Below are 16,413 nucleotides of genomic sequence, written 5' to 3' on the forward strand. Positions count from 1 at the left end.
CGCGTCGGTGGCCCCGCTCACGATCAGTCCTCAGCGCTGGCGTCGTCGAAGCCGATCAGGTTCCAGCTCTGGCGCATGTGCGGCGGCATCGGCGCGGTGACATCGATGACGCCCTTGTCCGGATGCGGAATGATGATGCGGCGCGCATGCAGGTGCAGGCGGTTTTGAATGCCGCCCGGAAAATCCCAATTGGTGTCGGCCTCGAAATATTTCGGATCGCCCAGGATCGGGCAGCCGATATAAGCGGCATGGACACGAAGCTGGTGGGTCCGGCCCGTATAGGGCTCCATCTCCAGCCAGGTCATCGTCTGCGCTGCCTGCTCGATGATGCGATAGTAGGACACTGCGTGGTCGGCGCCCTTTTCGCCGTGCGCGGCGACGCGGACGCGGTCACCATCCGGCGTCGGCTCCTTGATCAGCCAGGTCGAGATCTTGTCCTCGCGCTTGGGCGGCACGCCCTTGACCAGCGCCCAATACGTCTTCTTGGTCTCGCGGGCGCGAAACGCTTCAGCGAGCTTCATGGCGGCAAGGCGCGTTCGGGCGACGACCAGCACACCCGAGGTGTCACGGTCGAGCCTGTGCACCAGGCGCGGCTTCTCGCCCTTCTGGTTGCGCCAGGCTTCCAGCATGTCGTCGACATTGCGGGTGACGCCGGAGCCACCCTGCACCGCAAGGCCTGCCGGCTTGTTGAAGACGAAGACCTTGGGGTCCTCGTGGATCAGCATCTTGGCGAGAACATCGGCATCGCCCTGGTTGCGGATCGAATGGCCGGTCAGCGCGCTCTCGCCCTTCTTGTCGACTTCGAGTGGCGGGACACGCACCATCTGGCCGGGCTCGACACGCGTGTCGGCCTTGACCCGGCCGCCATCGACGCGAATCTGGCCGGAGCGAAGCAGCTTTTGCAGATGGCCGAAACCAAGGCCCGGGAAATGGGTCTTGAACCAGCGATCGAGCCGCATGCCCGCCTCGCCGGTCTCCACCGTGATCTGTTCAACGCCTGCCATATTCTTCTTCGCTTATCCGTTTCCCGGCAGGGCTCGGCCCTGCTCTCGGCGCGGCAATAGCATTATGAAACGGTTCTTGCGAGCCAAAGTCCCAGAAACAGGGCGATAATGGCGCCAATGACGCTGGCAAGCGCATATCCGAACGCCGGCAGTGTCGCTCCCCGCTCCCACAGCGTCGCGAAATCGAGCGAAAAGGCTGAGAAAGTGGTGAAGCCGCCGAGCATGCCGGTGGCAACGAACAGCCTAAGTTCGTTCGATCCGCCGCGACGCGCCAGGATGGCGATGAACAGGCCCATGGCGAAGGAGCCGACGATGTTGATGGCCATCGTGCCCCAGGGATAGTTGGGCCCGACAAGGCGCAGCGCCCCCGTGCTGGTAAGATGACGAATGCCGGCACCGATGCCGCCACCGACCACAACGAGAAGCAGATTCAACATGACCGTTTTACTGCCCCTACAGAGGCAGCCTGGTCAATCCCTGCGTTGGGCAGAACTGCGCAGACCAGTCGAACTGGTCACCACTCAGGTGTTATCCAGCTTGGATATTTCTTCCTGAAGTCGGTGTAGAGGGCGTCCACTTCAGCTTTGCTGACCGGGCGCGTCTGTTCGTAGAGATAACCGGTAACGCCACCGGACAACTTGTATTCCGCGAGGCGTCTGTAGGCGGTACCGATGCCTTTCCCGTCGAGAATATGCTGGTTGGAAAGCGTAACGCAGAGCTGCGCGCCCGATTGCAAATGGGTAACGGGCGGGTCGGTTACGACAGCATATCTTGACTTCAATGTGTCAGGTGCGAATCCATCGCGACTGTCCACTTGGCAAGGCCATTCAATGTGAGGGTATAGGCTTCTTTTCAGGGCGAACAACAGCCAGCTGTTCATGACAGAGCCTGAAGCAAATACCGCAAAACGGTCCTCAGGACGCATTTCCCTGGTAAGGTCATCAGTAAGGCGTTTGTATTCAGACATACTGTCAAGATGAAGAGGGAGAATACCTTGGCTGGCATAAACATAATTGATCGGCGACAGCAACTGGCGGCCGATCGGGAAAAAGGTGCCCGAAAAAGCAAGTCCGGCGACAACGACTATGATGGCGGCCGACAATCGCGATCTCAGCGCCGGCATCGAAACGATCGCAACGATTGCCTGGGCGTATGCGGGAAAGAGCCAAAGAAACATTGGCATCGAATGATGAAGGTCCGGATCTTGTGTCCGAGTGAATAGAAAAAAGGTGGTTATCGAAGCGACGGCACAGAATAAAGAAAAGCGATTGCGACGTAAAAAAGAGATGTAAAGGCCAAATATTATCAACAGCCAGTTCACATAGCTGAGCCGGGATACCACCTGATCGAGCTGGGATGCCAAGGTCGTCTTGTATCCGCTGTAGATATCACCATAGTTGGTCCACAGAATCCTGAGGATCAGAGGTTGCTGGAAGGCCAGTGCGGCTCCGGCGACGACGAGAAGCGCGCACACGCCGCCTAACGCGGCTTTCAGGAGCACCGGAAAGTCCCGGTCTTTTGCCGCCTGAAACAAACAGAAAAAGGCCGCCGAAATTCCAGCGCCTATACCGGCATAGGCATACCAGCGGCGCAGCATGAACGCCAACCACAGGTACCCACCGACACGTATTCCGCTGATCACCGGTTCACGGGTCAGAAACTTCGATTTCCAGAGAAAATAGGTCGCTGCAGAAAGCGCCAGGCAACCGCCGATATCCGGCCATCCGCGAAGCGTTGCCGCCCAGAACGGCGTGTAAAGAAAGGCCGCAATCCATACCGCAGGCCAGCCCCAGGATGGAGACGTCTCGGAGACCGCCTCCATGTAGCTCATTCTGCCCATGAAAAGAGCGGTCGGGACCAGGTAGACCGCGACCACTCCGGCGACATATGAAAGCCTCGATCCGCCAAATAGTAAGTAAAACGGCATCAGGGGCGCCAAAATTGCCGTGCTGTAATCGTCCGTGGCGATAGAGCCCCTCAGCAAGCGCAGCCACCGAACAGGATCTTCGACCAACAACACACCCTGCTGGTTGAATATCTCGAAATAGGCAGCGAAATCCCAATAATATATTGGCTCTTCAAGCGCTACATATATGGCTACAAATGCAACACCAAGCAAGATCGTACATAGGTAGGTCCTTATGCAGAATCCGAAAGTCTCGTTCTTCGTCACTTGGGGCCGCCAAAGAAAACAAGTGCAGGATTGTCGAGGTCAAACCGGGACTCCTACCGATACAGACGGGAACGGAGCCCACGCGATTCGGAACAATATTCATCAAGTTGAGGGGGGATGTACACTTGAACCGGCGGCCGCCGCAAGCGCAAATAATAGCAAAACTTACGATCACACTAAAGTAGCAATCGATTATATTATAAATGTGCCTAAATGCCGCCAGCGAAGCCAGCAGCATTTAGAGTCCCCGATAGGGGATCAGGAACCCCACGCCTTTAGGAGGCTGGGATCGCGGCGCTTGCCGTGTAGACTGGCTGGATGGAAGCGTACAAGCGTGGCAGCCACACGGTTTGGGACTGCAAGTATCACCTGGTTTGGGTGACGAAGTGCCGTTACGCGGTGCTTGGCGGCGACGTTGGAAACCGGTGCCGGGAGTTGCTGCGCGAGACGGCGCGCGCGCACGAGATGATTGTGCATGCCGGCTCGATCAACCGCGACCATGTGCATATGCTGGTGTCGATCCCGCTGCGGCTGTCGGTGTCGCGCGCGGTGCAGCACCTGAAGGGGCGCAGCTCGCACAAGCTGCTGAGCGAGTTCGCAATACTGCGCAAGCGCTACTGGGGCCAGCACCTGTGGGCGAGAGGCTATTGGGTGGTGAGCAGCGGGAATGTGACCGACGAGATGTGGGCCGAATACATCATGAACCAGGAGCCGCCCGAGCCCGACGACAACTTCAACGTGACGTGAGTTCGCGCCCTGTCCGCCGAACGGCGGACCGATCCGGCTTTAAGCCGTAACTTGAAGCCACCGCCTTTAGGCGGTGGAGTATTCACAAATTTAAGCTCAGGTCGTCTCTGCCTTCTTTGGCTTGGTCGAGCCGATCATCTTCCAGTTCTTGTAGAACATCGAATTGATGCGCTCGACGCTCACCGAGACGATGGCGAGCATGGCCGCGATCAGGCCGGGAACAGGGGACGGACGGATGATGTCCATGAACACGCAGTAGCGGCGGCCGTCATATTCGTTGACCGAGCGGTGCAGCAGGGTGTCGTCGAAAATGAACAGCGGGTTGTCGTACCAGTAGTTCTTGACGTTGCCGCACTCGACGAAGATCTCCGATTTCACCGGGACCAGATTGTAGAGGATGCGCAGGCTGAGCCGCAGCGGCCCGAAGTGCCAGGAGGTCGATTCGCGCTTGCTGAAGACGGAAACGGCGATGGTCTTGATGTATTTGAAATCCTTGTTGAACTCGGCGACGTTGTCGATTTTGTGCTTGCCGTACCACTGGTAGACATACATGCCGCGCCGGCCGGCGCCGAAATTGGCGTCGATGTCGGCGATGATCTCGTCCTTGCGCGCCTTGAAGATGTCCAGGACCTCATTGACCTCGCGCTGATAGTCAGCGGGAAACTGTTCCAGTTTCCACACGCCGGGGTTTCTGTAGCAGAGCAAATCGACCAGCAGGTTGAACGGCGACAGCAGCCAGGTGAACAGGCCGTTGCCGAGGAAGTAACCGCTGAACAGCGATAGGTCCTTGCGATCGTTGCGCAGCACGTCGATCAGGCCGCAAACGATGAAGATCGTCGTCAGGATGGGAATGAAATAGAAGCCAAGGGCGAGAAGCGGGATGGCAATGGCGAATTTGCGAAGGGTTTTGCGAAGGGTTTTTGTCATTTTTCCACGCGCGACGCGCGATCCTGTTGCGAATGAGGTGCCCAAATCACGGCAACGACCACCGCCCGGTCGTGCGCCTTGATAAGGTTTTTTGGGTTACCACACAACGGCCCCTGCTATCGCGGCCGGCTGGCTGCCTGGTGAAGCCCACCAGTTTCGGTCAATGCACCACCGGCAGGCCAAGCTCGTGCCATTTCCCCGGGGACCAGATTGCGTCGGGCACGATCCGCTCCGGCTGATTATCCGCCCGCCAGCGGCGTAGCTGGTCCATGGCCGCTTCGGCAACGGCATCAAGCCAGCGTCGCGGCGAGAACGACCGCCGCGCCGCGGAAACGCCCCATGGCGAGACCTCGTTTCGACGCGTGACGAGACCGGGCACGCAAGCCTGCTATCCCCGCTCCTTGCGCAGCTTCGCCCAATAATCGAGCCGCTTCCTGATGTCGCGCTCGAAGCCGCGCTCGGGCGGATCATAAAAGGTCTGGCGGCCCATCTTCTCCGGAAAATAGTCCTGGCCCGAAAAGGCGTCCGGCTCGTCATGATCATACCGGTAGCCGGCACCGTAGTCCTCCTCCTTCATCAGCTTCGTCGGTGCGTTGAGGATGTGCTTGGGCGGCAGCAGCGACCCGTGTTCCTTCGCGGCCCGCGTGGCTGCCTTGAACGCGTTATAGACGGCGTTGGATTTGGGCGCTGTTGCGAGATAGACGGTGGCCTCGGCAAAAGCCAGTTCGCCCTCGGGCGAACCTAGATAGTCGTAGGCGTCCTTGGCGGCGTTGGCGACGACCAGCGCCTGCGGATCGGCAAGGCCGATGTCTTCCATGGCCATGCGCACCAGCCGGCGACCAAGATAGAGCGGATCCTCTCCGGCATCGATCATGCGCGCGAGATAGTAGAGCGCCGCGTCGGGGTCGGAGCCCCGTACCGATTTGTGCAGCGCCGAGATCAGATTGTATTGGCCGTCCTGGCCTTTGTCGTAGATCGGTGCGCGGCGCTGGACGATGCGCTGCAGTCCTTCGGGATCGAAGACCTCACCGTGTTTGGCTGCCCGCCAGACTTCTTCGGCGAGCGTCAGCGACGCCCGGCCGTCGCCATCGCTCATGCGAATCAGCATGGCCCGCGCCTCCTCGTCGAGCGGCAGCGCCCTGCCCTCGGTTTCCTCGGCCCGTGCCATCAGCTTGGCGATGCTCTCCTCGCCCAACGAATGGAAGACCAGGACGCGCGCGCGTGACAGCAGAGCGGCATTCAGCTCGAAGGACGGATTCTCGGTCGTGGCGCCAACCAGCACGACGGTTCCGTCCTCCATGACAGGGAGAAAACTGTCCTGCTGGGCGCGGTTGAAGCGGTGGATCTCGTCGACGAACAGCAAGGTCTGGCGGCCGTTCGTACGGCGCAGCTTGGCTGCCTCGAACACCTTCTTCAGATCGGCGACGCCGGAAAACACCGCCGATATCTGTTCGAAGGCCAGGCTGGTTTCGCCGGCCAGCAACCGCGCCACCGTCGTCTTGCCGGTGCCGGGCGGTCCCCAGAAGATCATCGAGCCAAGCGAACCGGAACCGATCAAACGGGTCAGCGCGCCGTCAGGGCCGGTCAGATGTTCCTGGCCGACGACTTCGCCAAGGTTTCTCGGCCGCAGCCTGTCGGCCAGCGGCCGCCCGGGCGACGCTTTTTCCGGTTCATCGACGCTGAACAGATCGGCCATGCACTTCTTTTCGTTGGAGCATGAGCCCTGATGCTCGGGGCTGTGCCCTAATAACGCAACACCTGACGCAGTATCTGCCCGCCGCGCTCGACCGTAAAGCGCCACCAGCGCGTATCAGTCTTGGCCGCCAGTTCCAGGGTCGCCGCGGTGTCGATGGTGGTGCCGTTCACCTCGCGCACGATGTCGCCGGGCTGGAAGCCGAAATCGGCGGCCGGCGAATCGCGGTTGATATCGACCACAGTGACACCTTTGATGTCAGTGCGCAGGCCGAGCCGCTGGGCGAGCCGGGGCGACAGTTCCGCGACCTTGGCGCCCGAAAAAGGGCTGCGGCCATGCAAAGTCACTTCGGCAGCCTTCATGCCCTCCGGAGCGCGCTCCAGCGCGATGTCCATCGCCGCCTGCTGGCCCTTGGTCAGAACCGCGAAATTTGCGGTGGTGCCGATCGACAGCGTCGCCATCCGGTAGTCCAGCGCCTCGATGCTCTCGACCGGCTTGCCGTTGAGCTGCAGCACGACGTCGCCGGGCTTGAGCCCCGCCTTGGCGGCCGGTCCGGTCGCCTCGATCGACGAGACCAGTGCGCCGGTCGGCTTTTCCATGCCGAGCGATTCAGCGATCTGCGGCGTCACCGCTTCGAACTCGGCGCCGATATAGGGCCGCTCGAAGAAGTCGAGCCCAGCCTTGGCGGCGTCGGCGAAGGCGCGAACCATATTCGAGGGAATGGCGAAGCCAATGCCGATCGAACCACCGCCGCGGCTGTAGATGGCCGTGTTGATGCCGACCAGCTGGCCGCCCATGTTGATCAGCGCGCCGCCGGAATTGCCGGGGTTGATGGCGGCGTCGGTCTGGATGAAGAAGCTGGAATCCGACACGCCGATATGGCTGCGGGCAAGTGCCGAGACGATGCCGCTGGTGGTGGTCTGGCCGACACCGAAGGGGTTGCCGATGGCCAGCAGCAGATCGCCGACCTCGAGCGCGTCGGAATCGCCGATGGCAATCACCGGAAACGGCTTGTCGGAGGCGATCTTGAGCACGGCAAGATCGAACGTCTCGTCCTTGAGCAGCACCTTGCTGTCGAATTCACGCCCATCCGCGGTCGCCACCTTGACCTGATCGGCATCCTTGATGACGTGGTAATTGGTGACTACGACGCCGGTTGGGTCGACCAGCACGCCGGAGCCGAGCGACGACTGGGCGCGCGGCTGCGAGCGGCCGAAGAATTCCTCGAAGAACGGATCGCCGTCGAAGGGCGACGTCACCTTGGCGGTCTGCGAGGCATAGACATTGACCACGGCCGGCGCCGTCTGCTTGACCAACGGAGCGAACGACAGCTGCACCTCCTCACGACCGAACGGCACGCGTTTGTCGGGACCGGACGTCGCATTCTCGCCTTCGACGCCATGCAGCAGATCGGTCAGCACGTCCGACAGGCCGGGATCGGTCTTGGTCTCCTCGGCCAATGCCGGCCTGACCACCGGTGCGGCCGCAAACGCCGTCATGGCGAAGAGCAGAACAAGGGACAGTCGGTTGGCGCGCATTCACGAATCCTCCAAGGCGAGTTCGGGGCCATTGTCCCGACGATTGTGCAAAATGAAAGGCTAAGCCGCCGAGATCCGATTATTTCGGCCAAAGACCCTTGGTTCCGGCCAGAAATCGGCTCTGGCCGCAAGTTTTCTACGTTCACAAAACAAAAAGGGGCCCGCAGGCCCCTTTGAATTCCAGGATAGACCGAGCCTTATGCGGCTGCGGCGTCCGCTTCGGTGCCTTCGGCTTCGATGCGGGCGCGGTCGCCAGCGCCCTTGGCCGACGTGTCGCGATCGACGAACTCGATGACGGCCATGGCGGCGTTGTCGCCGTGGCGGAAGCCCGCCTTCATGATGCGCAGATAGCCTCCATTGCGGGTGGAGTAGCGCGGGGCGATGGTGTCGAACAGGCGCTTGACGACGCCTTCATTGCCGATCTGCGCGATCACCTGGCGGCGGGCGTGCAGGTCGCCGCGCTTGCCGAGCGTCACCAGCTTCTCGACGATCGGACGCAAATCCTTCGCCTTCGGCAGGGTGGTGACGATCTGCTCATGCTCGAGCAGCGACACGGCGAGGTTGGCGAACATCGACTTGCGATGGCTAATGCTTCGGGCGAAGCGACGGCCTTTGAAACCGTGGCGCATGGCTCTTTTCCTTCTTCAGTTGTTCAAGAGGCCGAGGCCCCTGATGGTTTTCCGCATGACCGTCGGATCGAGCGGCCCACGCCGCCGATCCTTGGAATTCATGCTCAATATTGATCTTCGTAACGCTTGGCGAGGTCTTCGATGTTTTCCGGCGGCCAGTCCGGCACTTCCATGCCGAGGTGCAGGCCCATCGCCGCCAGGACTTCCTTGATCTCGTTCAACGACTTGCGGCCGAAGTTCGGGGTGCGCAGCATCTCGGCTTCCGTCTTCTGGATCAGGTCGCCGATATAGACGATGTTGTCGTTCTTCAGGCAGTTGGCCGAACGGACCGAAAGCTCGAGTTCGTCGACCTTCTTGAGCAGCGCTGGGTTGAAGGCGAGCTCGGTGACGGCCTCGGTGGCAACTTCCTTCTGCGGCTCGTCGAAGTTGACGAACAGGCCAAGCTGGTCCTGCAGGATGCGGGCGGCGAAAGCCACTGCGTCCTCGCCGGTGATCGAACCGTCGGTCTCGATCGTCATGGTCAGCTTGTCATAGTCGAGAACCTGGCCCTCGCGGGTGTTCTCGACCTTGTAGGAGACCTTCTTGACCGGCGAATAGAGACTGTCGACCGGGATAAGACCGATCGGAGCGTCTTCGGCGCGGTTGCGGTCGGCCGGCACGTAGCCCTTGCCGGTGTCGACGGTGAATTCCATGCGGATTTCCGCACCCTCGTCCAGCGTGCAGATGACGTGGTCGGGGTTGAGGATCTCGACATCGCCGACCGTCTGGATATCGCCGGCAAGAACCGCACCCGGTCCCTGCTTGCGAACGACCATGCGCTTGGGACCATCGCCTTCCATGCGGATGGCGATTTCCTTGATGTTCAAGACGATGTCGGTCACGTCCTCGCGCACGCCGGCGATTGACGAGAATTCATGCAGAACACCGTCGATCTGCACGGCGGTAACGGCCGCACCGCGCAGCGAAGACAAAAGCACGCGACGCAGCGCGTTGCCCAGCGTCAGGCCAAAGCCACGCTCGAGCGGCTCGGCGACCAGCGTGGTCAGAGTCTTCTTCTTCGACGAGAACTCGATCTTGTTCGGCTTGATCAGTTCCTGCCAATTTTTCTGGATCATGATGCTTTCCTTCCGTTGACCCGCCACCATCCAATCGTGGCGGGCGACCTGGAATGCCGTGGAGGAGCGCCCCAAGGGCGCTCGCGCGACGTTCGGTAAATTGCTTAGACGCGGCGCTTCTTGCGCGGGCGGCAGCCATTGTGCGGGATCGGCGTCACATCACGGATCGATGTGATGGTGAAGCCGGCCGCCTGCAGGGCGCGCAGCGCCGATTCACGACCCGAGCCAGGTCCGCAGACCTCGACCTCGAGCATGCGCATGCCGTGTTCCTGGGCCTTCTTGGCAACATCTTCGGCAGCCATCTGGGCAGCGAACGGGGTCGACTTGCGCGAACCCTTGAAGCCCTGGGCACCGGCCGACGACCAGGCGATCGAATTGCCCTGCGCGTCGGTGATGGTGATCATCGTGTTGTTGAAGGTCGAATTGACGTGGGCAACGCCCGACGAAATGTTCTTGCGTTCGCGACGGCGAACACGGGCGGCTTCCTTGGCCATGATGGTCCTTTCAGTTGATCTCTACACCGCCGTAATGCCAGCGGCTCCACCTGGAGAGCGAGTAGTGAGTAGGGAATAGCGAATAGGAATTCCTACTCGCTATTGGCTACTCGCTATTCGCTCACTTACTTCTTCTTGCCGGCGATCGACTTGGCCGGGCCCTTGCGGGTGCGCGCATTGGTATGCGTGCGCTGGCCGCGGACCGGCAGCGAGCGGCGGTGACGCAGGCCACGGTAGCAGCCGAGGTCCATGAGCCGCTTGATGTTCATCGAGACTTCGCGACGCAGGTCGCCCTCGACCTGATAATCACGGTCGATGGCTTCGCGGATCTGCAGCACTTCCGCGTCGGTGAGCTGGTTGACGCGACGTTCGGCCGGGATGCCGACCTTGTCGACGATCTCCTGGGCGAACTTCTTGCCAATGCCGTGAATGTACTGAAGCGCGATGACGACGCGCTTGTTGGTCGGAATGTTGACGCCGGCTATACGAGCCATGTTCTTCTCTTCTCCATGTGGGCCGGCCAACCTTCAGAAAGGCGGGTCCGGCGCTATCTTAAGTTGCCCCGCGTCCGGTGGAGGCCGGCCCATGCGGGAGTTTCCAGTTCAAAGCGACTGCCTTGCCCTTGCGGACAAGCAAAGCCCATGCCTGATAGGAAGACGGGCCGCCATACCGCAGCGAACCGCCTCCGTCAAGTGCAATCGTTAATTTCCCCGCGTTGCGTCCTTGAGCACCGCTTGGATCTGCTCCGTCACCGCATCGATATCGGCCATGCCGTCGACGCTCCGGAGCTTGCCCTTGGCATAGTAGTAGCCAATCAGCGGCGACGTCTTCTTGTAGTACTCTCGCAGACGCTCCTCGAACACGGCCGGATTGTCGTCCTTGCGAACGGGCAGACCGGCTGCCTGTGCCTCGTCGGCGCGCTTGACGATCCGGCCGATCAGCGCCTTATCGTCAACGACAAGCTCAATGACGGCATCGAGCCCCTGGGAGCGATTCGAAAGCATCTGCTCGACCGCGTCCGCTTGCACCAGCGTCCGCGGATATCCGTCGAGGATGAACCCATTGGCGCAGTCGGCCTGATCGATACGCTCGGCGACGATCGCGTTGACGATGGCGTCGGACACCAGCTCACCGGCATCCATCACCGCCTTGGCGCGCTTGCCGACTTCGGTGCCAGCCTGGACCGCAGCACGCAGCATGTCGCCCGTCGAAAGCTGGGGTATGCCGTGTTTTTCTACCAGTCTTTGTGCTTGTGTCCCCTTGCCCGCCCCTGGCGGCCCAAGCAATATCAACCTCATCTGGCTTTCTTCCCCCCGCGCAGCTTCGACTTCTTGATCAGGCCTTCATACTGGTGCGCAATCAGGTGACCCTGAATCTGCGCAACCGTATCGAGCGTGACACTGACCACGATCAGAAGCGATGTGCCACCAAGGTAGAATGGTACGCCAGTCGCCGAGATAAGGAACTCCGGCAGCAGGCACACCAGCACCAGATAGATGGCGCCGACGACGGTGATGCGGGTGAGAACGTAGTCGATATAATCGGCGGTGCGCTCGCCCGGACGATAGCCCGGGATGAAGCCGGAATGCTTCTTGAGCTGGTCGGCGGTGTCCTTCGGGTTGAAGACAATCGCAGTGTAGAAGAAGGCGAAGAACACGATCATCGCCGCATAGAACGCCATGTAGAGCGGCTGGCCGTGGCCGAGCGAGGCCAGAATCGTGCTTGCCCAGGCCGGCATGTTGGTCGTCTGCGAGAAGCCGGCGACGGTGGCCGGCAGCAGCAGCAGCGACGAGGCGAAAATCGGCGGAATGACGCCCGACGTGTTGAGCTTCAGCGGCAAGTGCGAGGTATCGCCCTGGAACATGCGGTTGCCGACCTGGCGCTTCGGATACTGGATCAGCAAGCGGCGCTGGGCGCGCTCGAAGAACACGATCAAGGCGATGACGACGATGGCGAGCACGATGATCGCCAGGATCAGGCCGGTCGATAGCGCGCCGGTGCGGCCAAGCTCAAGCGTGCCGGAGATGGCATGCGGCAGGCCGGCGACGATGCCGGAGAAAATGATGAGCGAAATGCCGTTACCGATGCCGCGAGCGGTGATCTGCTCGCCGAGCCACATCAGGAACATGGTGCCGCCGACCAGCGTGACGACGGTCGAGATGCGGAAGAACATGCCGGGATCGCTGACGATGCCGTTGCCGTTCTCCAGGCCCACCGAAATGCCATAGGCCTGAACCAGCGCAAGCAGCACGGTGCCGTAGCGCGTGTATTGGTTGATGACCTTGCGGCCCTGTTCGCCTTCCTTCTTCAGCGATTCCAGCGAAGGGATGACCGAGGTCATCAGCTGCATGATGATGGAGGCGGAGATGTAAGGCATGATGCCGAGTGCAAAGATCGCCATGCGCTGTACGGCGCCGCCGGCGAACATGTTGAACATGCCCAGCACGCCCTTGCTCTGCGAGGAGAAGGCCTGGGCGAAGGCGTCGGGGTTGATGCCGGGAAGCGGAATATAGGTGCCGAGGCGATAGACCAGCAGCGCGCCGATCGTGAACCAGATGCGCTTCTTCAGATCCTCCGCTTTGGCGAAGGCCGAGAAATTCAGATTCGAGGCTAATTGTTCAGCAGCCGAAGCCATGCCTGATTCTCCGCTTGGTAACGCTTGATGGCCCTTGAGGTCAGGCGGTGCGTTTCACCGAAGCTCACGAGATAAGCTCCGGGCTCTAAACATGCAAGCGGCCGCGTGGATGCGGCCGCTTGATTAGGCAGATCAAAGCGCAATCGTGAGCAAAAACCGATCCCACTCCTGCCGATCGCGCATCAAATTGCCGTTATTCGGCAGCTGCCTTTTCCGGCAGTTTGACCGAGCCGCCGGCCTTTTCGATCTTCTCGATCGCGGCCTTGGAGGCGCCGGCAACGTCAAAGGCGAGCTTCGCCTTGATCTCGCCGTCCGAGAGGATGCGCACGCCGTCCTTGACGCGGCGGATGACGCCGGCGGCAACCAGCGATTCGGCCGTCACGGTTGCCTTGGCGTCGAGCTTCTTGGCGTCGATGGCCACCTGGATGCGGGCCAGCGAGACGACGGTGAAGCTCTTGGCGAAGATGTTGTTGAAGCCACGCTTCGGCAGGCGCCGGTAGAGTGGCATCTGGCCACCCTCGAAGCCGTTGATGGCGACGCCGGAGCGCGCCTTCTGGCCCTTGACGCCGCGACCGCCGGTCTTGCCGGAGCCTGAGCCGATACCACGGCCGAGACGCTTCTTGGAGTGCGTCGCGCCGTCATTGTCACGCAGATCGGTGAGTTTCATCTGAGTTCTCCTGCGCTCTGGCTCAGCCCTCGTCCACAACGCGGACGAGATGCTGGACGGCAGCGATCATGCCGCGCACGGAGGGCGTATCTTCCAGCGTGCGCTGCTTGTGCATCTTGTTGAGGCCGAGGCCGACCAGCGTCGCGCGCTGTTCCTTCGGACGGCGGATCGGCGAACCGATCTGCTCAACGGTGACGGTCTTGGTTGCTTTCTTGGCCATGGTCAAAATCCCTGGTCAGATCGACTATTCTTCAGCCGCAACGGCGGTGCCGCGGCGGGCCTGAAGGGTCGAATACTTGATGCCGCGAGCAGCAGCCACATCCTTGGGATGCATCTGGCTCTTCAGCGCGTCGAAAGTGGCGCGAACCATGTTGTAAGGGTTCGACGAACCCATCGACTTGGCGACCACGTCATGCATGCCGAGCGTCTCGAAGACAGCGCGCATCGGACCACCGGCGATGATGCCGGTACCCTGCTTTGCAGCGCGCAGCAGCACGCGTCCGGCGCCCCAGCGTCCTTCGACGTCGTGGTGCAGCGTACGGCCCGAGCGCAGCGGCACGAAGATCATGTCGCGCTTGGCCGATTCAGTTGCCTTGCGGATAGCTTCCGGCACTTCGCGCGCCTTGCCGTGACCAAAGCCGACGCGGCCCTTCTGGTCACCGACGACGACGAGCGCTGCAAAACCGAAGCGACGGCCGCCCTTGACGACCTTGGCGACGCGGTTGATGTGGACGAGCTTGTCCACCATGCCGTCATCGCGTTCTTCACGATCGCGGCCGCGGCCGCCATCCCTACGTTCCTGTGCCATATCCTGTTCCTTGTTTTTTTCCGGAAGCACGGTTGCTGATAAGATCCGGCGCCTCTGTGGGTCACCGGGGCGAAATTTTAGAAGCTCAGACCACCTTCGCGGGCAGCCTCGGCGAGCGCCTTGACGCGGCCGTGATAGATGTAAGCACCGCGGTCGAAGACGACTTCCTTGACGCCAGCCTTGGTGGCGCGCTCGGCGATCAGCTTGCCGATCGCGGCGGCGGCGGCGGTGTCGGCGCCGGTCTTGAGCGAACCCTTGAGGTCCTTCTCGAGCGTCGAAGCAGCGACGATGGTGTGGCCCTTGGCGTCGTCGATGACCTGCACATAGATGTTCTTCGACGTGCGGTGAACAGACAGACGCGGACGCTCGCCGGCGACCTTCTTGATCTGGCGGCGGACGCGCTGCGCACGGCGCTGCGTGGATTCCTTAGTACCCATGATAGTCTTCCTTGCCTTCAAAAAACGGGGGCCGTCATGTGCGGTAGGCGAAAGCGCCTCCCGCGACCGCTCCCCGCGGCGTTGATTTGCAGTGAATGGTGAATGGAAAAATGGTGAACGGTAGAAGCGGAGTGCCACCCGGCCCCTGCTCTACCCTACTGCCATTTCACCATTCACCAATCACCATTCACGACTATTTCTTCTTGCCTTCCTTGCGGACGATCTTCTCGCCAGCGTAACGGACGCCCTTGCCCTTGTAAGGCTCGGGACCGCGGTATTCGCGGATTTCGGCCGCAACCTGGCCGACCTGCTGCTTGTCGATGCCTGCCACCGTGATTTCGGTCGGCTTCGGCACGGTGATCGTGATGCCCTGCGGCGTCTCGTAGACGACGTCATGGCTGAAGCCAAGTGCCAGCTGCAGGTTCTTGCCCTGAAGTGCCGCGCGATAGCCGACGCCGGTGATCTCGAGCTTCTTTTCGAAACCGTCCTTGACGCCCTGCAGGATGTTGACGATCTGCGTGCGCGACATGCCCCACTTGGAGCGGGCGGTCTTGGTCTGGTCGCGCGGCTGGACAGCGATCTCGCTGCCTTCCATCTTGACCAGGACTTCGTCGTTCACCACGAACTTCAGCTCACCCTTGGGGCCCTTCGCCGTCACGGTCTGGCCGTTGACGGTCGCGGTCACGCCCTGCGGCAGCGAAACGGGTTTCTTTCCAATACGAGACATTTTGTTGTCCTCGTCACTTCTCTTGTTTCAGGTCTCTGTCTTCGGGGATGATCCCGAAGACCGGATTCCAATTTTCCGGATCACACGCCAGATCAGAAGATCTGGCAGAGGATTTCACCGCCGACGTTCTGTTCGCGCGCTTCGTGGTCGGCCATCACGCCCTTCGGTGTCGAAAGGATGGCGATGCCGAGGCCGTTGGCGACCTGCGGAATCGACTTGGCCGAAACATAGACGCGGCGGCCTGGCTTCGAGACGCGGGCGATTTCGCGCACGACCGGCGCGCCGTCGAAATACTTCAGCTCGATCTCGATTTCGGACTTGCCGTTGTCGAAGTCGGTCTGGCTGTAATCGCGGATATAGCCTTCAGCCTTCAGCACGTCGAGGACGCGGGTGCGCAGGCGCGAAGCCGGCGTCGAAACGCTCGACTTCTTGCGGCCATACGCGTTGCGGATGCGGGTCAGCATATCGCCGAGAGGATCGCTCAATGACATGTTATGTCCTCCTTACCAGCTCGACTTGACCAGGCCCGGGATCTGGCCGTTGTTGCCGAGATCACGAAGCGCGATGCGCGATACTTTGAGCTTGCGATAGTAGGCACGCGGACGACCGGTGACTTCGCAGCGGTTGCGGATGCGGATCTTGGCCGAGTTGCGCGGCAGGGCAGCAAGCTTCAGCTGAGCGCGGAAGCGCTCTTCCATCGGCTTGGACTGATCCATGATGATCGCCTTGAGGGCAGCCCGCTTGGGACCGTACTGGTCGGCAAGCTTGCGGCGCCTGTTGTTCTTCTCGACTGAGCTGGTCTTTGCCATTTCAGATTTT

21 protein-coding genes are annotated in these 16,413 nt (G+C 61.1%); 1 reads left to right on the forward strand and 20 read right to left on the reverse strand.

Translation table 11 applies throughout. The annotated features are described in order from the left end of the window. Nucleotides 1–23 precede the first annotated feature (23 nt). From NKI20_RS25145 to NKI20_RS25155, 3 genes are all read right to left on the reverse strand, one after another. Nucleotides 24–1,004 (reverse strand): RluA family pseudouridine synthase, encoded by a 981-nt coding sequence (locus tag NKI20_RS25145; RefSeq protein WP_352835401.1) that lies wholly within the window; start codon nucleotides 1,002–1,004, stop codon nucleotides 24–26. Between the two features lie 62 nt (nucleotides 1,005–1,066). Further along, on the reverse strand, nucleotides 1,067–1,441 hold the full coding sequence (gene crcB / locus NKI20_RS25150) for a fluoride efflux transporter CrcB (protein ID WP_352835404.1): 375 nt from the start codon (nucleotides 1,439–1,441) through the stop codon (nucleotides 1,067–1,069). 77 nt (nucleotides 1,442–1,518) lie between these two features. Further along, nucleotides 1,519–3,177 carry a hypothetical protein gene (locus NKI20_RS25155; protein WP_352835407.1) on the reverse strand — a complete coding sequence of 553 codons (1,659 nt, stop codon included), beginning with the start codon at nucleotides 3,175–3,177 and terminating at the stop codon, nucleotides 1,519–1,521. Nucleotides 3,178–3,495: 318 nt separating this feature from the next. Here NKI20_RS25155 and tnpA point away from each other — a divergent pair, with 318 nt between their 5' ends. Then, on the forward strand, nucleotides 3,496–3,924 hold the full coding sequence (tnpA, locus tag NKI20_RS25160; RefSeq protein WP_352835410.1) for an IS200/IS605 family transposase: 429 nt from the start codon (nucleotides 3,496–3,498) through the stop codon (nucleotides 3,922–3,924). Nucleotides 3,925–4,020: 96 nt separating this feature from the next. Here tnpA and NKI20_RS25165 read toward each other — a convergent pair whose 3' ends face one another. The 17 genes from NKI20_RS25165 to rpsN all read right to left on the reverse strand — a co-directional run bounded on the left by NKI20_RS25165 (nucleotide 4,021) and on the right by rpsN (nucleotide 16,403). Then, nucleotides 4,021–4,851, reverse strand: coding sequence for an aspartyl/asparaginyl beta-hydroxylase domain-containing protein (locus tag NKI20_RS25165; protein WP_352835413.1), 831 nt, complete (start codon nucleotides 4,849–4,851; stop codon nucleotides 4,021–4,023). Between the two features lie 160 nt (nucleotides 4,852–5,011). Next, nucleotides 5,012–5,230, reverse strand: coding sequence for a hypothetical protein (locus NKI20_RS25170; RefSeq protein ID WP_352835416.1), 219 nt, complete (start codon nucleotides 5,228–5,230; stop codon nucleotides 5,012–5,014). A 9-nt stretch (nucleotides 5,231–5,239) separates the two neighbouring features. Next, entirely contained in the window at nucleotides 5,240–6,547 is a 1,308-nt protein-coding gene (locus NKI20_RS25175; protein ID WP_352835419.1) for a replication-associated recombination protein A, read from the reverse strand. A 47-nt stretch (nucleotides 6,548–6,594) separates the two neighbouring features. Further along, complete coding sequence (locus tag NKI20_RS25180) at nucleotides 6,595–8,082, reverse strand: Do family serine endopeptidase (RefSeq protein ID WP_352835422.1); 1,488 nt, start codon at nucleotides 8,080–8,082, stop codon at nucleotides 6,595–6,597. A 197-nt stretch (nucleotides 8,083–8,279) separates the two neighbouring features. Beyond that, on the reverse strand, nucleotides 8,280–8,711 hold the full coding sequence (gene rplQ / locus NKI20_RS25185; RefSeq protein ID WP_352835425.1) for a 50S ribosomal protein L17: 432 nt from the start codon (nucleotides 8,709–8,711) through the stop codon (nucleotides 8,280–8,282). 104 nt (nucleotides 8,712–8,815) lie between these two features. Further along, nucleotides 8,816–9,826, reverse strand: coding sequence for a DNA-directed RNA polymerase subunit alpha (locus NKI20_RS25190; RefSeq protein WP_352487615.1), 1,011 nt, complete (start codon nucleotides 9,824–9,826; stop codon nucleotides 8,816–8,818). A gap of 104 nt (nucleotides 9,827–9,930) precedes the next feature. Beyond that, a complete protein-coding gene (gene rpsK, locus NKI20_RS25195; RefSeq protein ID WP_006205444.1) occupies nucleotides 9,931–10,320 on the reverse strand; it encodes a 30S ribosomal protein S11 in 390 nt (129 codons plus the stop codon). A 125-nt stretch (nucleotides 10,321–10,445) separates the two neighbouring features. After that, on the reverse strand, nucleotides 10,446–10,814 hold the full coding sequence (rpsM, locus tag NKI20_RS25200) for a 30S ribosomal protein S13 (RefSeq protein ID WP_023757968.1): 369 nt from the start codon (nucleotides 10,812–10,814) through the stop codon (nucleotides 10,446–10,448). Between the two features lie 207 nt (nucleotides 10,815–11,021). Continuing rightward, nucleotides 11,022–11,618, reverse strand: a complete 597-nt coding sequence (locus NKI20_RS25205) for an adenylate kinase (RefSeq protein WP_352835429.1) — start codon at nucleotides 11,616–11,618, stop codon at nucleotides 11,022–11,024. After that, nucleotides 11,615–12,955, reverse strand: a complete 1,341-nt coding sequence (gene secY / locus NKI20_RS25210; RefSeq protein ID WP_023757970.1) for a preprotein translocase subunit SecY — start codon at nucleotides 12,953–12,955, stop codon at nucleotides 11,615–11,617. The genes NKI20_RS25205 and secY overlap by 4 nt, the downstream gene beginning before the upstream one ends. 193 nt (nucleotides 12,956–13,148) lie before the next feature. Continuing rightward, complete coding sequence (rplO, locus tag NKI20_RS25215) at nucleotides 13,149–13,622, reverse strand: 50S ribosomal protein L15 (RefSeq protein ID WP_023757971.1); 474 nt, start codon at nucleotides 13,620–13,622, stop codon at nucleotides 13,149–13,151. 22 nt (nucleotides 13,623–13,644) lie between these two features. Beyond that, a complete protein-coding gene (rpmD, locus tag NKI20_RS25220) occupies nucleotides 13,645–13,842 on the reverse strand; it encodes a 50S ribosomal protein L30 (RefSeq protein ID WP_023736690.1) in 198 nt (65 codons plus the stop codon). 24 nt (nucleotides 13,843–13,866) lie between these two features. Beyond that, nucleotides 13,867–14,430, reverse strand: a complete 564-nt coding sequence (rpsE, locus tag NKI20_RS25225; RefSeq protein WP_006333394.1) for a 30S ribosomal protein S5 — start codon at nucleotides 14,428–14,430, stop codon at nucleotides 13,867–13,869. Nucleotides 14,431–14,507: 77 nt separating this feature from the next. Next, complete coding sequence (gene rplR, locus NKI20_RS25230; RefSeq protein ID WP_023757972.1) at nucleotides 14,508–14,867, reverse strand: 50S ribosomal protein L18; 360 nt, start codon at nucleotides 14,865–14,867, stop codon at nucleotides 14,508–14,510. A 193-nt stretch (nucleotides 14,868–15,060) separates the two neighbouring features. Beyond that, entirely contained in the window at nucleotides 15,061–15,594 is a 534-nt protein-coding gene (gene rplF, locus NKI20_RS25235; protein ID WP_013531432.1) for a 50S ribosomal protein L6, read from the reverse strand. A 92-nt stretch (nucleotides 15,595–15,686) separates the two neighbouring features. Next, the gene (gene rpsH / locus NKI20_RS25240) at nucleotides 15,687–16,085 is read right to left on the reverse strand and encodes a 30S ribosomal protein S8 (RefSeq protein ID WP_013531431.1); all 399 of its coding nucleotides are present in this window, start codon (nucleotides 16,083–16,085) and stop codon (nucleotides 15,687–15,689) included. 12 nt (nucleotides 16,086–16,097) lie between these two features. After that, on the reverse strand, nucleotides 16,098–16,403 hold the full coding sequence (rpsN, locus tag NKI20_RS25245; protein WP_010909282.1) for a 30S ribosomal protein S14: 306 nt from the start codon (nucleotides 16,401–16,403) through the stop codon (nucleotides 16,098–16,100). Nucleotides 16,404–16,413 lie beyond the last annotated feature (10 nt).

Source organism: Mesorhizobium sp. M0830, from assembly GCF_040319965.1.
Taxonomy (GTDB): domain Bacteria; phylum Pseudomonadota; class Alphaproteobacteria; order Rhizobiales; family Rhizobiaceae; genus Mesorhizobium.